The organism is Nanchangia anserum (genome assembly GCF_015240065.1).
Taxonomy (GTDB): Bacteria; Actinomycetota; Actinomycetes; order Actinomycetales; family Actinomycetaceae; genus Nanchangia; species Nanchangia anserum.
The window spans coordinates 547097-563120 of the sequence record NZ_CP060506.1 but is presented as its reverse complement, the minus strand read 5'-3'; the positions used below and the strand labels follow the sequence as shown (position 1 = coordinate 563120).

The window sequence follows — 16024 nt, the reverse complement described above, 5'->3', positions numbered from 1 at the left end:
ACGATCACGCGCGGAAGAGGAAGCCCATGATGACGCCGATCAGCGCCAGAGCCTCAACGAAGGCGATACCGATGAACATCGTCGTCGAGAACGACCCACGCAGCTCGGGCTGGCGAGCCGTCGCCTCCTGCGTCTTACCGATGAGGATCCCCAGGCCGATGCCGGGGCCGAGGGTGGCCAGACCGTAACCGATCGTTGCGAGGACGGCAATGGAACCAGTCATGTTTCTTTCCTTTGTGTTGTCGGACTGCCCAGATGGGACAGCAGATCCAATCAGTGCGCGTGCACAGACAAGTTGATGTAGACGGCGGTCAGGATGGCAAAAATGTAGGCCTGCAAAAACGCGACGAGCATTTCGAACAGCGTGAAGGCCAGTGCGGCGGCCAACGTCAGCAGCCCAAAGCCCTTCATCGCGCCCAGCGCCGAGAAGACGAAGAAGTTGGTTCCCACCAGCGTCAGGGTCAACAGGAAGTGGCCCGAGACCATGTTGGCGAGAAGACGAACGAACAGCGTGAACGGGCGGACGATGAACGTCGAGACGAACTCGATCGGGGTCAACAAGATGTAGAGGACCCACGGCACGTTGGGCGGAAACAGCTGGGATTTGAGGAACTTCAGCCCACCCTGTTCGCGAATACCTGCCCAGATAAACAACAGCCACGAGAAGACGGCGAGGAGCAGGGGCATCCCCGGCAGAGCGGTCCCGGCCAGGTTGAGGCCGGGGATGATGCCGGCGAGATTCATGAACAGCACGAGGAAGAAGATCGACATGATGTGCTTCTCGTACTTACGCCCCATGGTGCGCCCGAGGATCTGCTCGGCGATCGACTCGCGGCAAAAGAGCAGCGCCGATTCAAACACCGTTTGGGCGCGCCCGGGGACGACCTTCGCCCGGGTCACATACAGCAGGGCGCACACGACAAAAGCGACGAGCATGACGAGGCGGTTCGTCGTCACTGCGTTCATCTCGAACGGGGTACCGATAAACGCGTACGGGTCCGGGTACAGCTCGTCGATGCTGGGAGCGTGAAAACCGGCCGCTACAACCCCGCTACTTGCGAGCACACTCGCACTACCCACGAGGGAACCTCCCTTGCCCCAGACTCGGCATGTCTTGGCCTCCTAGATGCCAGCGCAACGCTCACCAGTTTAGCGCGCGAATACGGATCGCCATGACCCGCCCCGCGTCGACACGGCCCTGGGTCCGCGCGTTTCCTTCGGCACGACGCTCACTCTATCGAATAGGTATGCGCGCCAGGCGACTTCGCCTCCGATATGACCTACGTCCCACTCGTCTCGGTCGAATCGAGAAGGCTCACACGGGTGCGGTGAATCGCCACGGCCGCCGCTACCGCCTGGGCGACCAGCAGGAGGATCGCTCCCACTCCGGCCATGTCACGCGGCCACGCCAGGGCGTCGGCGATGATGACGAACACGAGGAGGCACCCGGCTTTCACGCACATCCCGACGAGCTGAGTCGTCAGCGCCGAGGATAGGGCCGCCAGCTGGCGAGCGCTGACGAGAGCGCTGATGGCGACGAGACATACCCCGAGGATTGCCACACCCGCCGCGAGCGCGACAACATCGGCGTGCCCCACGACCGCGCCGGCCACCGCGTAGGCGAGGCCGAGGCCGAGGCTCACGCCGAGTTGGGCGCGCAGCATCGCGCGGCGCGCTGCCTGTGCCGTGCGTGGTCGGGGCTTAGCCATGGTGCTGCCACACGCGATCGACCCAGGGCACGTACTTCTGGCGCATGCCCGGCAGTGCGACGACGAGGAGGCCCATCACGACGAGTGCAAGCGTCCCGCTCAATCCCAGCGCGCCCGGCCACGGCAACACGAGGAAGCTGATGGCACCCACGGCGACCGCCGCTGACAGCGCATACATGAGGACGACCGCCTTGCGATGCGAATGTGAGGCGGCGAGCAGGCGATGGTGCAGGTGCTTGCGGTCGGGATGGAACGGCGTCTGGCCGGCGCGCAGGCGTCGCACGACGGCCATCGTCATGTCGAGCAGTGGCAGCATGAGGGTCGCCACGGGCAAGACGAAGGGCAGGATTGCCGGCAGCATCTGGGCGTGGCCGAACACCGTCGTGTCGATCTGTCCGGTAACGAGAATGAAGGCGACGCCGACGACGTAGCCGAGCAGCATGGCCCCGCAGTCCCCCATGAAGATCGTTGCCGGGTGAAAGTTGAAACACAGAAAGCCCAGGCAGATCCCGACGAGGACCACCATGAGCATCGCTGTCACCGATGCGTAGGACTGGGCATTCGTCATCCTCACGAGCAAATACGTGTAGACGAAGTATCCGCCGGCCCCGATGGCGACCGTTCCCGCGGCCAATCCGTCGAGGCCGTCGACAAAGTTCACAGCGTTGGTCGCCGTGACGATGACGAGGACGGTGACGGCTATCGAGACTCGCGCCGAGCCGACGGTGACGCCGAAGAGGGGGAACGAGACGACCTGGACGCCATTCCACGCAACGAGGCCGACGATGAACAGCTGGCCGGCGAGTTTGGCCCACCAGTCGAGATCCCACACGTCGTCAATGACGCCCAGCGCGCAAATCGCGCATGCTCCCGCGAGAATCCACCACGCTTGCGCCGAGGTAAAGAACTCGTGGAAGTAGGGGAAGCGCGAGCCGACAATCATCGTCGCCGCGAAGCCCCACGTCATCGCGATGCCCCCCAGCCGCGGAATCGGATGGGTATGAACATCGCGGTCGCGCACGGGCGTCAGCGCGTGCCACGCGAGGGCGAGGCGACGCACAATCGGGGTCGCCAGGTAGGTGAACGCCATCGCGAGGCAGGCGAGCAGGAGGTACGCCTTCACCCGCAGCTCCGCAGGACGGCCTTGACGTCGTCGCCGGGAATCTGTCCGACGCGCAACACCTTCCACGACAGCTCGCGCACGACGGCGACGATCGTCGAGGGAACCGGCCCCTCGGTGGGACCATCATCGATGTAGAGTCCGACGCGCTCGCCGAAGGTGTCCTGGGCCGCCTCGATGGTCGTCGCCGGCGGCAAGCCGTGGATATTCGCCGACGTCACCGCAAGGGGACCGATCTCGGTGAGCAGCGCCTGCAACTCGGGATGATTGGGCTGGCGCAGGGCAACGGTGCCGTCGTGGACGCGCGTGTCCCACCCCAGCGCCTCGGTGCGGGCCGGAACGACGATCGAGAGCGGTCCCGGCCAAAACTTCTCGGCGAGCGCCGCCGCTCGGGGACGCCACTCGCTGCACAACAGGTCGACCTGGTCAAGCGAACCGATGAGGACAGGGGGCGGCGCTAGCCTCAGGTGACGCCCCTTGGCACCGACGAGCGCCTTAACCGCCGTCGGAGAATCGATGCGTGCCGCAATACCGTAGACGGTGTCGGTCGGCACGACGATGAGGTTGTCGGCGGCGAGGCATTCCTTGACTCGTGCGCGATCGCCGGGGCTAAGCGGGGTGGAGATGACGTCGACCATATGCGCAGTCTCTCACGATCGCTGCGCACCCGGCGAGTAGGCCTCGAGCCACCGGACCCGTCCGGTGGCGTCGCGACACGCGCGCGCCTCGAAGCCGCATGCCCTGGCAGCTTCCACGAGCGCCGGCCCCTGCTCCTCGCCGTGTTCCATGACAAGGAGGCCGTCGGCAGCCAGTGCCCGCTGCGCTCGCCGCACGAGCGCGCGCGGAACGTCGAGGCCGTCCGGGCCTCCCCCGTACAGAGCGCGCGCGGGATCGCGCAGGGCCTCGGGCTGACTGATCGTATCCGCGACGACGTAGGGCGGATTCGTCACGATGATGTCGACGTCACCGTCGTATTCGGCCAGCACCTGTTCGTCGCACGCGTCGGCGTGCACGAGGTTCCACGTCGAGCCCGGCGCGGGAACGTGCTCGCGGGCATTGAGCCGGGCAAGATCGCAGGCCGCGGCGTCGATCTCGACGGCGATGACGTCAATGCCGGCGACCTCGGTGGCCAGAGCAATGCCAATGGCGCCGGAGCCTGCGCACCAGTCGAGCACGAGGGGACGCCGACCAGCGTCGACGAGATGGCGCGACCGCTCAATCGCACTATCGACAACCCATTCCGTTTCGGGCCGCACGACGAACACCCCGTCACGAGCGTGAAGATCGAGGAAGCGAAATGCCATTCGCTGCGTGATGTGTTGGAGCGGCTCGCGCGCCGCCCGCCGACCGATGAGCGCCATGTAGCGCGACCACGCGGCATCGTCGAGATCGCCGGCGGCCGCGTACAGCGGGGCGCCAATCACGTGCTCGGCAAGGACTCGCGCGTCCGCCATCGGGGCATCCACGCCGGCCTCGGCCAACACGTAGGCGCCCTCGTGCAGGGCATGAGCCAGTCGCACCTAGGCGTCCTCGCCGAACTTCTTCAACCGCTCGGCCTCGTCCATCTCGATCGCCGAATCGATGACGGGTTGGAGATCGCCTCCCAGCACGGCGTCGAGGTTGTAGGCCTTGTATCCCGTGCGGTGATCTGCGATGCGGTTCTCGGGGAAGTTGTACGTGCGAATGCGTTCAGAGCGGTCGACGGTGCGCACCTGAGAGTGGCGAGCCTCGGCCGCCTCGGCCTCACGTTTGGCCTGTTCCTCGGCCAGCAGTCGCGAGCGCAGCACTCGCATCGCCGCCTCGCGATTTTGAATCTGCGACTTTTCGTTTTGCATCGACACGACGATGCCCGTCGGCACGTGGGTGATGCGCACCGCCGAATCCGTCGTGTTCACCGACTGCCCGCCGGGACCCGATGAGCGAAAGACGTCGATGCGCAGATCGTTCATGTCGATCTCGATCTCGCCGGTCTCCTCGGCCTCGGGCATGACGAGGACGCCGGCAGCGGAGGTGTGGATGCGTCCCTGCGACTCGGTGACGGGAACGCGCTGGACGCGGTGGACCCCGCCTTCGTACTTCAGAGCCGCCCACACCCCATCTTCGGGGGCCGGATTGCCCTTGGCCTTGATGGCGATCTGGGCGTCCTTAATTCCGCCAAGATCGGATTCCGTCGCGCCGAGCACCTGCACACTCCAGCCGCGCACCTCGGCGTAGCGGGTATACATCCGCATGAGATCCGCGGCAAACAGCGCCGATTCCTCACCACCGGCACCGGCTTTGATCTCCATGATGACGTCACGGGCGTCGTCGGGATCACGCGGGGCCAACACCTTCGTCAGCGCTGCTTCCGCCGCCGTCAGGCGCTCCGTGAGCGCGGGGATTTCCTCGGCCATCGACGCGTCGTCTTCGGCCAGTTCGCGGGCGACCTCAAGGTCCTCGCCCGCGGCCTTCCACTCGTCGATCGCCGCGGTCATCCGCCCAAGTTCGGCGTAGCGGCGTCCCAGGGGGCGGGCCTTCGCCGGATCCGACAGCACCGCGGGGTCGGACATCTTCTGTTCGACGTCACGGTGCTCGTCGTAGATCGCCTGGAAGTCATCGAGCGAAAGGGAAAGGGCCACGCCTGCTCCTTGAAAGATCGATCATGGACGGTCACACCTAGTATGCCCGCCGCGGTGGGCACATACGTTCGGCGGGCGGCCGGAACACCCGACCGCCCGCCGAACACACGCGTTAGTTCGAGCGCGAACGCTTGCCGTAGCGAGCCTCGAAGCGAGCCACGCGGCCGCCGGAGTCGAGGATCTTCTGCTTACCCGTGTAGAACGGGTGGCACGCCGAGCAAACTTCGACGCGGATGGTTCCCGACGGCGCGGTCGAGCGAGTTTCAAACGAGTTACCGCACGTGCACGTGACCTGTGTCGGCCCGTAGGCGGGGTGAATACCAGGCTTCATGGTTCGTCTCCTTAAGGAATTCGAGGATGCCGGGTCCACGCGAAAGACGCGCGGTGAACCGGGACCACCAGCCATTATGCGCGCCTGAGTCCGACCTGTCGATGAGGGTCGATGAGGATTTGCTCACGAAAGGCGTCCTCCCGGGCGTTATCGGTGGTATCGCCCAAGCGACACCTCTAGACTCGCGCACAGAGGTAACAGTCGTCTTTACCGCGCTGATACGCGAGAAAATCCTGTGAGGATCAGGGATGTCAGATAACGAAACACGCACCATCACCCCCATGGCTTCGGGCGACGCATCCCGGAAACGTGGGCGCTGGTCGGCATGGTCACGCCGCACCAAGATGGTCGTCGTCGGCGGCACGATTGCCGGCGTCGCCATCGTCGCGGCTGCGGCCAGCTACGGCATCTACTACGGCGCCGGTCATCGCGCGCTGCCGGGCACGATGATCGGACAGACCTCGGTATCAGGAATGACGCGTGGCGAGATCACCCAGATGATCTCGCACGCCGAAAAGTCTCATAAGCTCACCGTCACCGGCGAGGGGCTCAACACAAAGACCGCGTCGCTAGCCGATCTTGGCGTCCACGTCGACGCCAACAAGACGGCCAGCCAGGCGCTCGCTGGTAACGGTTCGCTCTCCAACTATTTCTCGGCCCCCTTTGTCGACACCCGCATTCGCCCCGTACTCACGTGGGATGACGCCACGCTCAACGCGTTTGCGTCCTCGCTCACCGAAGGCGTCGACGGCGCTTTCCCGGCCACGGAGCCGAGCGTGCATGCCGACGAGGCGGCAGGAAAGTTCGTCGCGGTTGATGGCAAGAAGGGCCACGGAGTGGCGCCCAGCTCGCTGCTCAAAGGGGCCGAAAGCGTCATCGGCACCGACGCCGATTACACGTTGAAGACGACGTTGGGCGATATCGAGCCCATGAAGACCCTCGACGACGCGAACAAGCTCGCCGAGCAGGCAAACTCGCTGCTGAGCCCGGCAGTCACCGTGAGCGTCGGAGATTCCACGGCGACCCCGGACGTCAAGCAGCGCATGTCCTGGGTCAACGTGCCGGCGATCGGCCAGGAAGCCACCACGGCGACCCTCAACACCGACGCGGTCAAGCAGTGGGTTGATGCCGCGGCCAAGCCGTTGCTCGTCACCCGGGTCGACGGCAGCCGCTACGTCAACGAGAAGGGCGACGTCGTCCTCGAAAAGGTCAAGGCCGTTGACGGCGTGAACGTCGCGAACGGTGACGCCGTCACCCAGGGCATCGTCACCTCGCTCAGCGATGGCAAGGCCTATACCGGTGCCTTCGAGACGGCTGTCAATAAGGCCGAGTGGAAAGACACCGTGATTGCCGCCGGTGCCGAGAAACTTGCCTACCCGGCAGCCCCCGGCGAAAAGTGGATCGACATCAACCTCTCCACGCGCACGACGACCGCGTACGAGGGTGCCACCGTCGTTCGTGGACCGGTCTACATGGTCCCGGGTGCCCCGGAAACTCCGACCGTGACCGGCCGCTTCGCCGTCGAGCGCAAGGTCCGCTCGGACACGATGCGCGGCTTTAACGCCGACGGCACCCCTTACAAGACAGAAAACGTCCCCTACGCGACGTACTTCTACCAGGGCTATGCGCTGCACGGGGCACCGTGGCGCTCGTCCTTTGGCCCCGGTGCCGCCGGTGGATCGCACGGGTGCATCAACTTGCCCGTCGGCGAGGCCGGATGGTTCTACAACTGGGCTCCCACGGGAACCGTCGTCGTGTCCCACTTCTAGGCCAGCTCATACGCGTGTGGGCGGGGAGGACCCCGCCCACACGCGTATTCACACTCGGCTGTCGGCCGACGGGGTTTAGTCGGCCCCTGCGTCGGCGCGCAATAGTGCCCACGGCATGGCCTCGCCCCCCAGGACGACGAGCGCTGCCATCGCATAGGCCAACATCGTCATCTCGACGTCAGCGACATCGGCGTCGATGAGCGGGGCGAGTGCCCGCGCCATCGGCGCCGCCGCCCACGCGTCACAGACGAAGACTTGCGGCTCCTCGACCCCCACGTCCGTAAGCGCCCGATTGACGCGTGCCCTGTCAATCGTCGTTCCAGGACACATGTTGATGATGGTCGCGACCTCGCGATGGGCACCCACCATGACGGGTTCGGGTTCGGTTGCCGCCAGGGCAAAAGCCTCGCGAAGCTCGGGACCGCGCGGAGGATCGTGCGCGAGAATGCGCGCGCGCTCGCGATGCTCCTCGCGCGGCATGCCGCGCCCGAGTGCCTCGAGAAAGGCGTGGACGCCCTTCTCGTCTCGCCCGATGAGGCTGAGGATGAGCCCCCACCCGTCCGCCGCTCCGCAGCCCGAACGCCGCTGCCCCGCCATTTCGTCGACGTGAAAGACGACGGGCCATCCGGCTGCGTGGACGAGGCCGACGAAGCGCTCGGCGAGGGCACGCGGGGTCTCTGCGTCATCAGCCCACGCACCGGCGAGCAGCATCCCGGCGAACGCGCTCACGCCACCACCGGCGAGGCGCGGAAAGTGTTGCTCGCCGCCTCCCCATTCGACGTCGCGCCCATCGACACACGCCGCTGCCCACCAGCCTGTCGCTGGGCGCAGCACCGTCTCGGGCGCCGCTTCCCAGGCGTCGATGAGGTTTCCAATCGCGCGTCGCGTCTGCACGCTCGGACCGGTCAGCCCTAGCCCCTGATACGTCCGCATGCCCTCACCCTAGAAATTGCCTTTCGCCCACGACTAACGGCGTCGCCACTTCGGCCTGGGAGTGTGCTCGTCCTCGCTGCGACGCGACGGCACCACGAGAACGGGACACATCGAATGCGACAGCACCGACTGCGACGTCGACCCCAAGAGCAAACCGCGCACCCCGCCGCGACCGCGCGAACCCACGACGACGAGATCAACCGCGGTCGAGAACTCTGCGAGCAGCATCGCGGCATTTCCGTCGAGCGCGTGTGCCCGCACGGTGACGTCGGTGTCAGCGCTCGCGTGGTCGCACAGCGTGCGCAGCTGAGAGCGCACGTCCGAGAGGATCTCGGAGCGGTCGACTGCGGGGGGAAGCCACGCCAACGAGCCGGCACTCGACGCCATGGGAACAGCCTCTACCGCCGTGAGCGTTGCGTCCCAGGCCGCGGCCTCGCCCACGGCCGCCTCCAACGCCGCCGAGGACTGGTGGGATCCGTCGACACCGGCAACGATGCGTTCAACCGGGACGAATTCCGAGCCCTCGCGGTGACGGGGAACGACGACGACGGGACAGTGGGAATAGGCCGGCAGCGCCGAGGAGGTTGCGCCAAGAAGTCGGTCGGCGAAGCCCCCACCGCCGCGGGTCCCGACGACGACCATGCGGGCGGACTTCGACAACTCGACGAGGGTTCCCGTGGGATCCCCCTGCTGAGCGATCGTAGCGACGGTGACGCCGAAGGACGCCACGTGTTCTGCCGCCTCAGCGACGACAGCCTGTGCACTGGCCTCAATCGCGTTGTCGTCAACGGCGGCGAAGCCGGAATCCATGGAGGCGGCCGTGTATGACGGGAGGGCGTAGGCGCACACGATATCGAGCTCCCAGCCTGACTGCTTGGCCCTGGCTGCTGCCCACCGAGCCGCTTCTAGGGACTCGCGAGATCCGTCGACTCCCACAACGATGACGTCTCGAACAGACATGATCCTCAACCTCCTAGGACACCGCCTCTGCTGACCCAGTAGTGACCGGGCACACATTAAGGATAACGCGCCGCCCCTCCCGTCGGCTCAATCTCAGAAATCGATTTCGCCCCACCGCTCGATTGCGTCGCCACAACGCGACTACGGCGGGGAGAACCGCAAAATGGTTCTCCCCGCCGCAGCGATGGAAAAATCGACTAGTACCGCACGGCCGTCGTGAAGCCGCCGTAGCGCATCGGCGAGACCTTCACGACGTCACCCGGCTTGGGAGCATGGATGTACATGCCGTTGCCCAGGTAAATGCCGACGTGACCGCTGTGCCACAAGATGTCGCCGGGCTGAGCATCGGCGAGGCTGATCTTCGTGCCACCGGCCATGATCGAGGCGTCGGTGCGGCCGTTAACCGCGATACCGGCCTGAGCGTAGACGTACTTGACGAAGCCCGAGCAGTCGAAGCCCGAAGGAGTCGACCCGCCGTAGACGTAGGGCGTGCCGAGGTAGTTCATGGCGATCGCCGTGATCGATCCGCTCGCCGCGGAAACAGGAGGCACGTCATAGGAGGCGGTGCTCACCTGCGCCTGCTGGGTGCGCGCGGGCGTCGTCGCCGCGCGCGTCTCGCGAGCAACGACGGGCTTCGCGACGACCTTCATCGACGCCTGCGAGATGGTGAAATCGCCTGCGGGGGCCGTGACCGTCTCGTTGACGGCTGCGCGGACGGGGGCCGCAGCATCGGAACCCGAGGTCTCTGCAACGGCCAGGTTGGCCGTTCCCTGGGCGGCGATGACGCCGACAGCGAGACCCGAGGAAGCGAGGACGGCGGCCTTACGGCGAGCTTCCGGAGAGGTCACGACGGCGGCCGCGTGAGTAAGAGGAGTCGTGGGACGGCAGGCCGCGCGGTGGCGGGCAGCGGAGCGATTAGCCACGTTCGATGTCTCCTGATCGATGACGATGCGGATATGACCGCCGAAAGCACGTCTCGGCGCGTCCAACACGACCACAATAACGGACCGATCACGGAAAGTCACACTTTGATTACAACTACGCGATGAGACTCGCGCCACATAACGATTTGATAACACACGTGCCCGCGACCGGAGGGCCGCGGGCACGCGAAGATCAGTGTCACTAGGCGTCACAGACGACGAAATAGTGCAGGGCAAGCGGGCCCCGGATCCGCACCGAGCCACTCGACCCGCACAGGTGCACGTCCTCGCCCTCGGGACGCAGCCGAACACGCGCGCCCATGCCGACCTCGAGGCGCTCGATTTCCCGCAGCAGCTCGACGTCGGCCTGGACGGGCTCACCGATGCGGCTGACCGTGGCCGCCGCGATCTCACCGTGAAGATCACACGCCTCGGCAATCGAGGACTCAAGCGGATCAACGCAGCGTCCCGATCCGGGCACGGGATTGCCGTAGGGGTCGACGTCGGTGTCGGCGAGCAGCGCCTCGAGGCGCGCCTCGACGGCATCGGACATGACATGCTCCCACCGGCAGGCCTCATCGTGTACCAGCGGCCATTCCAAACCGATGACGTCGAGGAGCAGTCGTTCGGCCAGGCGGTGCTTGCGCAGCACGGTCACGGCATGATCGCGCCCGGCGTCGGAGAGTTCGATGCGGCGGTCGCGGCCAACGTGTACGAGGCCGTCACGTTCCATACGGGCCACCGTCTGGGACACGGTCGGGCCGGAGTGCCCGAGCCGTTCGACGATACGCGCGCGCAGCGGAGTCACGCCGTCCTCCTCCATCTCGAGGACGGTCTTCAAATACATCTCGGTGGTATCGATGAGATCACTCACGCGCATACTCCATTCTGTGGGCACCGACATTTCCGAAGCTCACGCCTGGTGCCAGGCTACTCGCCCGCACCCAACGGCGAACACCCACCGGACGAGGCAGCCTCACCCAAGGGCGGCGTTGATACGTTTTCACCATGAACACCGCGCTAAGTCTGCCTGCTGACCTGCTGCCTGCCGTCCGCGACTTCGGGTGCGGCCCCACGGCTATACGTAAGGATGCTCTCGCCAAATTGGGGGCCAGCTCACGTCTGGGTTCGTCTCACCGACAGGCCCCGGTCAAGGATCTTGTCGGCGACATCCGTGCCGGCATTCGCGACCTCTTGGAGGTGCCCGAGGGCTGGGAGATTGCGCTGGGCAACGGCGGGGCGACGGCGATGTGGGCGATCAACGCGGCATGCCTCATCCGCTCACGCGCGGCATGCGGCGTCTACGGCTCGTTCACGGCCAAGTGCGCCGACGAGATCGACCGTGCACCCACCTCGGGGCGTGGGTGCCGCCATTCGCACGGTGGCAGATCCCGGCGGCCTGGCACTACCGACGGCCATTCCCGGAGTAGATGCCTATTGCTGGGCCCATAACGAAACGTCGACGGGGGTGCGTGCCGGCACTGAGCGGCCGGCGAACGCGGATCCCGATGCGCTCACGCTCATCGACGCCACGTCGATCGCCGGCGCCGTCGCCGTCGATATCAGCGCCATCGACTGCTACTACTTCTCGCCGCAAAAGGCCTTCGCCGCCGATGGCGGGCTGTGGTTCGCGATCCTCTCCCCCGCCGCGATCGCGCGCGCCGAAGAGCTTAGCCGAAGCGAGCGCTGGATCCCGTCAATTCTTGACCTCACGCAGGCGCTGGCCAATTCTCGGAAGAATCAGACGCTCAACACTCCGGCGATCGCCACGCTTGAGTCCTCGCCGACCAGCTCGACTGGCTGGCACAGCTGGGTGGAATCGACGCCTGCGAGGCCCGCTGCACACGTTCATCGGGCATCCTCTATGACTGGGCCCAGGCGCATCCGCTCGCGCGCCCGTTCGTTGCCGATGCGTCGCTGCGCTCTCCCGTCGTCGCAACAATCGAATTCGCTGACAACGTCGATGCCACCGCCGTCATCGCCGCGTTGCGCGATAACGGCATCCGCGATGTCAATCCCTACCGCGGCGTCGGGGCTAACCAGATCCGTGTTGGGTGTTTCCCGGTCATCAGCCCCGACGACGTCGAAGCGCTCCCGCGTGCCTCGACTACGTCATCGAGCGCATCGCCGCCTAGACGACGCCCACGACGCAGCAGTGGCGGCGACCCGAAGGGGTCGCCGCCACTGTGTGACCAAGCTGGGGCGCTTAGACGCCCTTGAGGACCGCCTTACCCAGCTGGCGGTTCAACGTCGAGATGACGTCGAGCGGGATGTCCTTGGGGCACGCCGCCGAGCACTCGCCGTAGTTCGTGCAGCCGCCGAAAGCCCTCGGCATCCATCTGCGTCATCATGTTCGTCACGCGACGCAGGTTCGGGCTTGCCTGCGGCAGCAGGCCGAGGTGGGTGACCTTCGCCGACGTGAACAGCATCGCCGAGCCATTGGGGCACGCCGCCACACAGGCGCCGCAGCCGATGCACGCGGCCGCCTCGAACGCCTTATCGGCGTTCTCCTTGGGCACCGGCACCGAGTGGGCATCGGGGGCACCACCGGTGTTGACCGAGATGTAGCCACCTGCCTGGATGATGCGGTCGAGCGCCGACCGGTTGACGACGAGGGTCCTTGATGACCGGGAACGCCGTCGAGCGCCACGGCTCGATGGTGATCGTGTCGCCATCCTTGTAGTGGCGCATGTGCAGCTGACCGTCGTGCCGTTGTCGTGGTAGTCGTTGCCGTGCGGGACACCGTTGATCACGAGGCCGCACATGCCGCAAATACCCTCGCGGCAGTCCGAGTCGAACGCGATCGGCTCCTCGCCGCGGGCGAACAGCTCCTCGTTGAGGATGTCGAGCATCTCGAGAAGGACGAGTCCTCACTGACGCCGCGGACTTCGTATTCGTGAATTGCACCTTCGGCGTCTGCGGACGCCTGTCGCCAAACCCTGAGTGTGATGTTCACTTGTAACTCCGCTGCTTCAGTTCGATGTTGTTGTAGATGAGGTCTTCCTTGTGGAGGATCGGGGGCTGGCCCTCACCGGTCCACTCCCACGCGGCGACGTAGCAGTAGTTCTCGTCGTCACGCAGCGCCTCACCCTCTTCGGTCTGGTACTCCTCGCGGAAGTGACCACCACACGATTCGTTGCGGTGCAACGCGTCGATGCACATGAGCTCACCCAGTTCGAGGAAGTCCGCGAGGCGGCCGGCGCGCTCGAGCGACTGGTTCATCTCGCCCTTGCCTTGCCGGGGATGCGAACGTTCGTCCAGAACTCCTTGCGCAGCTCACGGATCATCTGGACGGCACGCTTGAGTCCCTCGGCGTTACGCGACATGCCGCAGTACTCCCACATGATCTTGCCAGCTCCTTGTGGATCGAGTCCACCGAGCGGGTGCCATCGATCGACATGAGCTTGTCGATGCGGGCCTGAGCGTCCTCGCGCGCCTTGACGACATCTGGTCGTCTGGGGCAGATCCGACCAGGCAAGCGTCTGCGCCAGGTAGGCGTTGACGGTGTGGGAATGACCCAGTAGCCGTCGACAGCCCCTGCATGAGCGCGGACGCGCCCAGGCGGTTAGCGCCGTGATCCGAGAAGTTGCACTCCCCCGCCATGTAGAGACCGGGGATCGTCGTCTCGAGATCGTAGTCAACCCAGACCCCGCCCATCGTGTAGTGAACGGCCGGGTAGATGCGCATCGGCGTCTCGTAGGGGTTGTCGTCGGTGATGCGCTGGTACATGTCGAACAGGTTGCCGTACTTCGCCGACACGGCATCGCGGCCCATGCGCTCGATTGCCTCGGCAAAGTCGAGGTAGACACCCGGGCAACGCCGTCGATCTCGGGGCCGACACCGCGGCCCTCATCGCACATGTTCTTCGCCTGGCGCGAGGCGATATCGCGCGGGACGAGGTTACCGAACGAGGGGTAGATGCGCTCGAGGTAGTAGTCGCGATCCTCTTCGGGAATGTCGCGCGGATCCTTCTTGCAATCCTCGGCCTTCTTCGGCACCCAGATGCGTCCGTCGTTACGCAGCGACTCACTCATGAGCGTCAGCTTGGACTGCTGATCACCGTGCTGCGGAATGCACGTCGGTGAATCTGCGTGTAGCACGGGTTGGCAAAGTAGGCGCCCCTTGCGGTGCGCACGCCACGCGGCCGTGCCGTTGCAGCCCATCGCGTTGGTCGACAGGAAGAACACGTTGCCGTAGCCACCCGTCGCGAGCACGACGCAGTTGGCCGTGTAGGTCTCGAGCTCGCCCGTCGCCATGTCGCGCGCGACGATGCCGCGTGCACGCCCGTCGTGGACGATGAGTTCGACCATCTCGTGACGCGGGTGCTCGTGAACCGTGCCCGCCTTCACCTGACGCTCGAGCGCCTGGTAGGCGCCGATGAGGAGCTGCTGACCGTCTGGCCACGGCGTAGAACGTACGCGAAACCTGGACACCGCCGAAGGAGCGGTTATCGAGCAGGCCGCCGTATTCGCGAGCGAACGGCACACCCTGAGCGACGCACTGGTCGATGATGTTCGCGCTGACCTCAGCCAGGCGGTAGACGTTGGTCTCGCGGGCGCGGTAGTCGCCCCCTTCACCGTGTCGTAGAACAGGCGGTAGACCGAGTCATTGTCGTTGCGGTAGTTCTTCGCCGCGTTGATACCGCCCTGGGCCGCGATCGAGTGCGCGCGGCGAGCGGAGTCCTGGTAGAAGAAGGCGTCGACGTGTAGCCCTTCACCAGCGAGGCGGCTGCCGCGCCGCCGGCCAGGCCCGTACCGACGACGATGATCTTGATCTTGCGTCGGTTCGCCGGGTTGACGACGGGGTGTTGAACTTGCGCTGGCTCCAGCACTGCGACAGAGGAACGTCGAGGGGTGCCTTCGTGTCCGCGATCTTCTCGCCTTCGCGGTAGAGGCCGTCAATCAAAGTATCCGACATGATGTCTTTCCCCTCTTTCCTACAGACCAATCGGCGCCGGCTGGTCACCATGAGGTAGACCGGCGGGATCGCGAACATGAGGAACACGAGGGCACCGATGAGACCCGACAACGGCACGATGAGTCGACGCGTATTCCCACGCAGCCATCCCATCGTCTGCAGGCCGACCACACGCCCGTGGGCGATGTGCAGCCCCAGGCAGCCAACCGCGATCAGGTAGATGACGAGAGCCCACCAGTTCTCGGGGCTAAACGTCGTCACCATCATGTTCCACGGGGCCGCCGGGACGGCCTCACCGTGAATGTTCTGGGTAGCGGTCACAGTAGTTCGCCGTGTCACCGACCTTGACTGCCTTAATCGTGAAGTGCAGCAGGTGGAACACGATGAAGATGATGAGGTAGATGCCGCCGTACATCATGGTGCGCGCGGCGTAGTTGTTGAGGATGTTCTTCTTCTTGTCCATAGGCGGCGCCGCGAGCCTTGCGCCCGCGCATCCACAGGTGGATTGCCGAACCCATGTGGACGAGGACGAGAACCACCAACACAATGCGCAAGATCCACAGCAGACCCTCGTAGGGCAGGATCGGCATGAGGAACGTGCGCAGGTGGTGCGCGTACTCGTTGTAAGCCTCGGGACCCGCGAGGATCTTGAGGTTACCGTAGGAGTGCATGAGGACAAACAGGACGAAGAAGACGCCGGAAACAGCCATGCACTGTTTCATGAACACTTGCGTGTTCCACGAC

The 16024-nt window shown here is 65.3% G+C and carries 19 protein-coding genes and 2 pseudogenes; 2 read left to right on the top strand and 19 right to left on the bottom strand.

Going from position 1 to position 16024, the window contains the following annotated elements:
* Positions 1 to 4: 4 nt before the first annotated feature.
* The 8 genes from atpE to rpmE form a co-directional block, all read right to left on the bottom strand.
* Entirely contained in the window at positions 5 to 223 is a 219-nt protein-coding gene (gene atpE / locus H8R18_RS02595) for an ATP synthase F0 subunit C (RefSeq protein WP_191072050.1), read from the bottom strand.
* 50 nt (positions 224 to 273) lie between these two features.
* Positions 274 to 1065, bottom strand: coding sequence for a F0F1 ATP synthase subunit A (atpB, locus tag H8R18_RS02590; RefSeq protein WP_227712851.1), 792 nt, complete (start codon positions 1063 to 1065; stop codon positions 274 to 276).
* A gap of 215 nt (positions 1066 to 1280) precedes the next feature.
* Positions 1281 to 1709, bottom strand: a complete 429-nt coding sequence (locus H8R18_RS02585; RefSeq protein ID WP_191072051.1) for a hypothetical protein — start codon at positions 1707 to 1709, stop codon at positions 1281 to 1283.
* Positions 1702 to 2832 (bottom strand): MraY family glycosyltransferase, encoded by a 1131-nt coding sequence (locus tag H8R18_RS02580; protein ID WP_191072052.1) that lies wholly within the window; start codon positions 2830 to 2832, stop codon positions 1702 to 1704. Before H8R18_RS02580 ends, H8R18_RS02585 begins: the two co-directional genes overlap by 8 nt.
* Positions 2829 to 3467 carry an L-threonylcarbamoyladenylate synthase gene (locus H8R18_RS02575; RefSeq protein ID WP_191072053.1) on the bottom strand — a complete coding sequence of 213 codons (639 nt, stop codon included), beginning with the start codon at positions 3465 to 3467 and terminating at the stop codon, positions 2829 to 2831. The genes H8R18_RS02580 and H8R18_RS02575 overlap by 4 nt, the downstream gene beginning before the upstream one ends.
* A gap of 12 nt (positions 3468 to 3479) precedes the next feature.
* Complete coding sequence (locus H8R18_RS02570; protein WP_191072054.1) at positions 3480 to 4349, bottom strand: N5-glutamine methyltransferase family protein; 870 nt, start codon at positions 4347 to 4349, stop codon at positions 3480 to 3482.
* Positions 4350 to 5447 (bottom strand): peptide chain release factor 1, encoded by a 1098-nt coding sequence (gene prfA, locus H8R18_RS02565; RefSeq protein WP_191072055.1) that lies wholly within the window; start codon positions 5445 to 5447, stop codon positions 4350 to 4352. It abuts the gene before it with no gap.
* 112 nt (positions 5448 to 5559) lie between these two features.
* Positions 5560 to 5778, bottom strand: coding sequence for a 50S ribosomal protein L31 (gene rpmE, locus H8R18_RS02560; RefSeq protein WP_191072056.1), 219 nt, complete (start codon positions 5776 to 5778; stop codon positions 5560 to 5562).
* 248 nt (positions 5779 to 6026) lie between these two features.
* Here rpmE and H8R18_RS02555 point away from each other — a divergent pair, with 248 nt between their 5' ends.
* On the top strand, positions 6027 to 7547 hold the full coding sequence (locus tag H8R18_RS02555) for a L,D-transpeptidase (RefSeq protein WP_191072057.1): 1521 nt from the start codon (positions 6027 to 6029) through the stop codon (positions 7545 to 7547).
* A gap of 75 nt (positions 7548 to 7622) precedes the next feature.
* On the opposite strand, the gene H8R18_RS02550 is transcribed toward H8R18_RS02555, so the two are convergent.
* From H8R18_RS02550 to H8R18_RS02535, 4 genes are all read right to left on the bottom strand, one after another.
* On the bottom strand, positions 7623 to 8480 hold the full coding sequence (locus H8R18_RS02550) for a hypothetical protein (RefSeq protein WP_191072058.1): 858 nt from the start codon (positions 8478 to 8480) through the stop codon (positions 7623 to 7625).
* A gap of 33 nt (positions 8481 to 8513) precedes the next feature.
* Entirely contained in the window at positions 8514 to 9440 is a 927-nt protein-coding gene (locus H8R18_RS02545; RefSeq protein ID WP_191072059.1) for a universal stress protein, read from the bottom strand.
* 197 nt (positions 9441 to 9637) lie between these two features.
* A complete protein-coding gene (locus H8R18_RS02540) occupies positions 9638 to 10363 on the bottom strand; it encodes a C40 family peptidase (protein WP_227712850.1) in 726 nt (241 codons plus the stop codon).
* Positions 10364 to 10565: 202 nt separating this feature from the next.
* The gene (locus tag H8R18_RS02535) at positions 10566 to 11237 is read right to left on the bottom strand and encodes a metal-dependent transcriptional regulator (protein ID WP_191072060.1); all 672 of its coding nucleotides are present in this window, start codon (positions 11235 to 11237) and stop codon (positions 10566 to 10568) included.
* 134 nt (positions 11238 to 11371) lie between these two features.
* Between H8R18_RS02535 and H8R18_RS09720 the strand changes: the two genes are divergently transcribed.
* Positions 11372 to 11815, top strand: coding sequence for a PLP-dependent aminotransferase family protein (locus H8R18_RS09720; RefSeq protein ID WP_338089205.1), 444 nt, complete (start codon positions 11372 to 11374; stop codon positions 11813 to 11815).
* Positions 11816 to 12569: 754 nt separating this feature from the next.
* On the opposite strand, the pseudogene H8R18_RS02525 reads toward H8R18_RS09720, so the two are convergent.
* The 7 genes and pseudogenes from H8R18_RS02525 to H8R18_RS09080 form a co-directional block, all read right to left on the bottom strand.
* Positions 12570 to 13319, bottom strand: a pseudogene (locus tag H8R18_RS02525) (succinate dehydrogenase/fumarate reductase iron-sulfur subunit).
* On the bottom strand, positions 13316 to 13585 hold the full coding sequence (locus tag H8R18_RS09100; RefSeq protein WP_265087388.1) for a hypothetical protein: 270 nt from the start codon (positions 13583 to 13585) through the stop codon (positions 13316 to 13318). The pseudogene H8R18_RS02525 and the gene H8R18_RS09100 overlap by 4 nt, the downstream one beginning before the upstream one ends.
* Positions 13582 to 13689, bottom strand: coding sequence for a hypothetical protein (locus H8R18_RS09495; RefSeq protein WP_265087405.1), 108 nt, complete (start codon positions 13687 to 13689; stop codon positions 13582 to 13584). The genes H8R18_RS09100 and H8R18_RS09495 overlap by 4 nt, the downstream gene beginning before the upstream one ends.
* Positions 13679 to 14137 carry an FAD-binding protein gene (locus tag H8R18_RS09095; RefSeq protein ID WP_227712894.1) on the bottom strand — a complete coding sequence of 153 codons (459 nt, stop codon included), beginning with the start codon at positions 14135 to 14137 and terminating at the stop codon, positions 13679 to 13681. Before H8R18_RS09095 ends, H8R18_RS09495 begins: the two co-directional genes overlap by 11 nt.
* A 158-nt stretch (positions 14138 to 14295) precedes the next feature.
* Positions 14296 to 15003, bottom strand: a pseudogene (locus tag H8R18_RS09090) (FAD-binding protein); the annotation flags it as partial.
* A 73-nt stretch (positions 15004 to 15076) separates the two neighbouring features.
* A complete protein-coding gene (locus tag H8R18_RS09085; protein ID WP_227712849.1) occupies positions 15077 to 15601 on the bottom strand; it encodes a succinate dehydrogenase/fumarate reductase transmembrane subunit in 525 nt (174 codons plus the stop codon).
* A 32-nt stretch (positions 15602 to 15633) separates the two neighbouring features.
* Positions 15634 to 15990, bottom strand: a complete 357-nt coding sequence (locus tag H8R18_RS09080; RefSeq protein WP_227712848.1) for a succinate dehydrogenase/fumarate reductase transmembrane subunit — start codon at positions 15988 to 15990, stop codon at positions 15634 to 15636.
* Positions 15991 to 16024: the final 34 nt, after the last annotated feature.